At 60.3% G+C, this 3463-nt stretch carries 2 protein-coding genes; both read right to left on the bottom strand.

The features are described 5' to 3' along the window. Window positions 1–496 precede the first annotated feature (496 nt). Window positions 497–1465 (bottom strand): ABC transporter substrate-binding protein, encoded by a 969-nt coding sequence (locus VNX23_RS08390; protein ID WP_325628949.1) that lies wholly within the window; start codon window positions 1463–1465, stop codon window positions 497–499. A 300-nt stretch (window positions 1466–1765) separates the two neighbouring features. Further along, on the bottom strand, window positions 1766–3154 hold the full coding sequence (gene ltrA, locus VNX23_RS08385; RefSeq protein ID WP_325628947.1) for a group II intron reverse transcriptase/maturase: 1389 nt from the start codon (window positions 3152–3154) through the stop codon (window positions 1766–1768). Between the last annotated feature and the right edge of the window lie 309 nt (window positions 3155–3463).

Here is a 3463-nt window from a genome sequence, read left to right as displayed (position 1 = left end):
ATCACCAAAGCCAGTTTGTCCGATCGACCGGAGAGTGCGCACGTGCACTCGCCGCTGGCGCTCAGCATCGAAACTCGCGGCGACCAGCACGCAAAGAGGCCAATGCCTTGCGACCGCGCATCGCGAGGCAATTTGAGACGGACAGTCGTGGGATTGTCTGCCGTGGCCATTATAGGTCTTGCGATGAATTTCGTGGTCTCGCTTCGGGCAGCACCATCCCAATCGGGGCTCATTGCCCAATCCGAATTGGTGTCGCAAGCCAGTAGCGTCGATCGATCTCGAAAAGGCGACCGAATCACTCCTGTCGCGCCGGTGATCAGAGCAGAGCTCCCGCCTGGATGCGATGCGCCGTTCAGTTCGCTGGCGAAATTCTCGCCGCCGAATTTCGCCGGGCGCTGCTTGACTTGACCTACAACGGCAAATCGTTTGACGATGATTTCTGCTTCGCCTCAGTTATCAGACGGCTGATCGCGCCAGCTTTGCTTGGCGCCTTCCTCTATTCGATCACCTCGTCGGCTGTCATTTGCATGATCAACGGCACGGTGAGGCCGAGTGCCCTAGCGGTCTTGAGATTGATGACCAATTCGAATTTTGTGGACTGTTGGACCGGCAAGTCGGCCGGCTTTTCGCCCTTGAGTATCCGCCCGGCGTAGACACCGGCAAGGCGATACGCGTCGGTGAGGCTGGCCCCATAACTGATGAGCCCGCCGGCGACGGCAAACTCGCGCAGATAATACATCGTCGGTACGGCATTGCGAGCCGCCAATTCTACCAGCTGATCGCGCCGATTGAACAAGAACTGATCGCCGCCGAGGATGATTGCATTGACGCGCTGCTGAACGAAGCTCGCAAAAGCCGCGTCGATGTCGCGTTCGCTACTGGCATTCATGATCAGGAGTTCAAGCCCGAGTGCGCGTGCCGCAGCCTGCTCGTCTGCGGTCTGGGTTTTGGTAGTTGGGTTCGCGGGATTGATCAGGAAACCGATAAGCCGCGTGCTCGGGACCAGCTCGCGCAGCAGTTCCAGCCGTTTTGGCCCGAGTGGGTGGATCAGAAAACTAATCCCCGTGGCATTGCCGCCGGGGTGGTTGAGGCTGGAAACGAGACCCAGACCAACCGGATCGGCACCGGTCGCGAAAATGATCGGAATTGTTGCGGTTGCGGCTTTGGCCGCCACTGCAGCAGGCGGGGCGAGCCCGACGATCACGGTCGCGGGATCGGCCACCAGCTCGTCGGCTAATGCCGGCAACCGGTCGAAGTGACCGTTCGCTGAAAGATATTTGATCGCGACATTGCGGCCTTCGATATAGCCGATGTCTTTGAGGCCCTGCCGAAACGCGCCAAGCTGTCGATCATCTTGCTGAGCGCCGCTCAGCAAGCCCACCAGCGCCATCGGCTGCTGCGCACCAGACGTCAAAGGCCATGCGGCCGCGCCGCCGAGGAGCGTGATGAACTCGCGTCGCCTCATGGGCTCCTCCTTCCTCAGGCTGGGGGGCCGCCCCCCACATTGGCACACTGTTGCGCGAGAACCCTGCCTTGCATCGCAGCAAAATTGATCGTCGAATGGCAGAGATGGGTCATTCGCGTCGGGGCTGGCCGATGCCGCCGTCCATCCATGTCCGCAGCACCTCCAATACCGGCCGTAAGTTCGATGCCTCGGCGCCTGTAGCGAAGTGCCAATGATCGGGATAGGGGGGAGCCTCGCGGCTCCGCCCCTCCCACACCACCTGGCATACGGGTCCGTACCACGGCGGTTCGGGAAGTTGCGCTAACGCGCATCGATCAAGGAGGGGAGACCGAGCGATTTGAAGTGGGCATTGGAAAGCCCGACGGAGAGGGCTTTGCTCCGGGCGATGTACCATGGGCCACGGCCGCTGTCGGCCGTATTGCACAACTGCCCAAAGACTCGCAATGCGATCAGTGCCGCACGGCGGCGACGTGGTGTTTTCCACTGACGCCACAGAGCGGCCCGCAATCGCAACCGGACCCAGCGAGTGAGAGCCACCAACACCTCGGGCGTTTCGCAGAAGCCAAAATAGCTGCGCCAACCCCGCATATACGGGGCCAACTCTTCCATTGTCGTCTTCATGCTGACGCCCTTGGCCCTGCGCGTGATGTCCCGGATTCGCTGTTTGAACCGTTCCAGAGATTTCGGCGCGATCATGCGCTTGATGTCCGGACCAGCCGTAAAGCTGAATCCGAGGAACTTCCGTTCCTGCGGTCGTGCCACCGCGCTCTTTGCCTCGTTGACCTTGAGCTTGAGCTTTTGTGTGATGAAGCGCGAGATGCTCTCCATCACCCGATGACCCGCGCGTTCGCTGCGAACGTAGATGTTACAGTCATCCGCATAGCGAACAAAGCGGTGTCCGCGGCACTCCAGTTCCTGGTCGAGTTCATCGAGCACGAGGTTACTTAGCAGTGGCGAAAGCGGGCCTCCTTGCGGGGTCCCTTCCACGCTCGGGCTGACCAGCCCGTTCTCCATCACCCCGGCATTCAGGAATACCCGGATGAGTTTCAACAGCCGCTTGTCCTCGACGCGCTTGGCGATCTGGCCCATCAGTTTGTCGTGATTGACTCGATCGAAGAACTTTTCCAAATCAAGATCGATCACCCATCCGTAACCTTGCGCGATGTACTGCTGCGCTTGCGCCACGGCTTGATGTGCCGACCGACGCGGTCGAAACCCATAGCTGTGAAGGGAGAACGTCGGATTCCACTGCTTCTGCAGAACCTGCATCACCGCTTGCTGGATGAAGCGATCCAGCACGGTTGGAATGCCAAGCTTTCGCACCCCTCCGCCATCCGGCTTCGGGATTTCCACCCGTCGCACCGGTTTCGGTTCGTAGGTCCCGTTCAGCAATTGCTCCCGAATGACCGGCCAGTGCTGCTTCAGATAGTCGCCAAGTTGATCGACGGTCATCCCGTCGACGCCCGCGCTACCTTTATTGCTCCTCACTTGCCGCAATGCTTTCTTCAGGTTTGCTCGTTCACATACGTCCTCCATGGTTCGACGCGTGTTGGCTGGGCGTTCGGGCTCACTCACCGCCGATGGCGATTCGATGTCTTCCCGTCCCGCCTGCCGGGCTTCACCCGTCGGCGCCGATGAGAAGTCCAGTCTCAACTGGAGATTCAGCCGATTGTCGCCTTCGAGATTCATGTCCTACTTGCCGCTCCTCCCGTTCGGGCCTTCAGCCACCGTTCCCGGCTCGGCCTATCGGTTGCCTCCACCTTTCGGTTCGGAGTGCCTCACTAGCCTTGCCGACGACATGACCTACTACGCCCTCTGCTGACTTCTGCCCTGCGGTCAGACCACCTCGCGGTACTCTCAGTCGCCGAAGCGACACAGGGCAGATCTCCTGGGGTAAGCTCAGTCGCCTTCCGTGCACCATCGCCGGGTCTACGCTTCGCCTCCTTGATGGATATGGACTTCGCGGTAAGTGGCCCGCTCGTCCGACGCTCGCGCCTT

The organism is Bradyrhizobium sp., from assembly GCF_035570375.1.
GTDB lineage: Bacteria > Pseudomonadota > Alphaproteobacteria > Rhizobiales > Xanthobacteraceae > Bradyrhizobium.
This window is presented reverse-complemented; position numbering and strand designations above follow the sequence as displayed.

What these genes read in the sequence shown, in the direction of transcription:
- VNX23_RS08390 (WP_325628949.1), bottom strand. Translation starts at nt 1,465, where the DNA reads ATGAGGCGACGCGAGTTCATCACGCTCCTCGGCGGCGCGGCCGCATGG.
- ltrA (WP_325628947.1), bottom strand. Translation starts at nt 3,154, where the DNA reads ATGAATCTCGAAGGCGACAATCGGCTGAATCTCCAGTTGAGACTGGAC.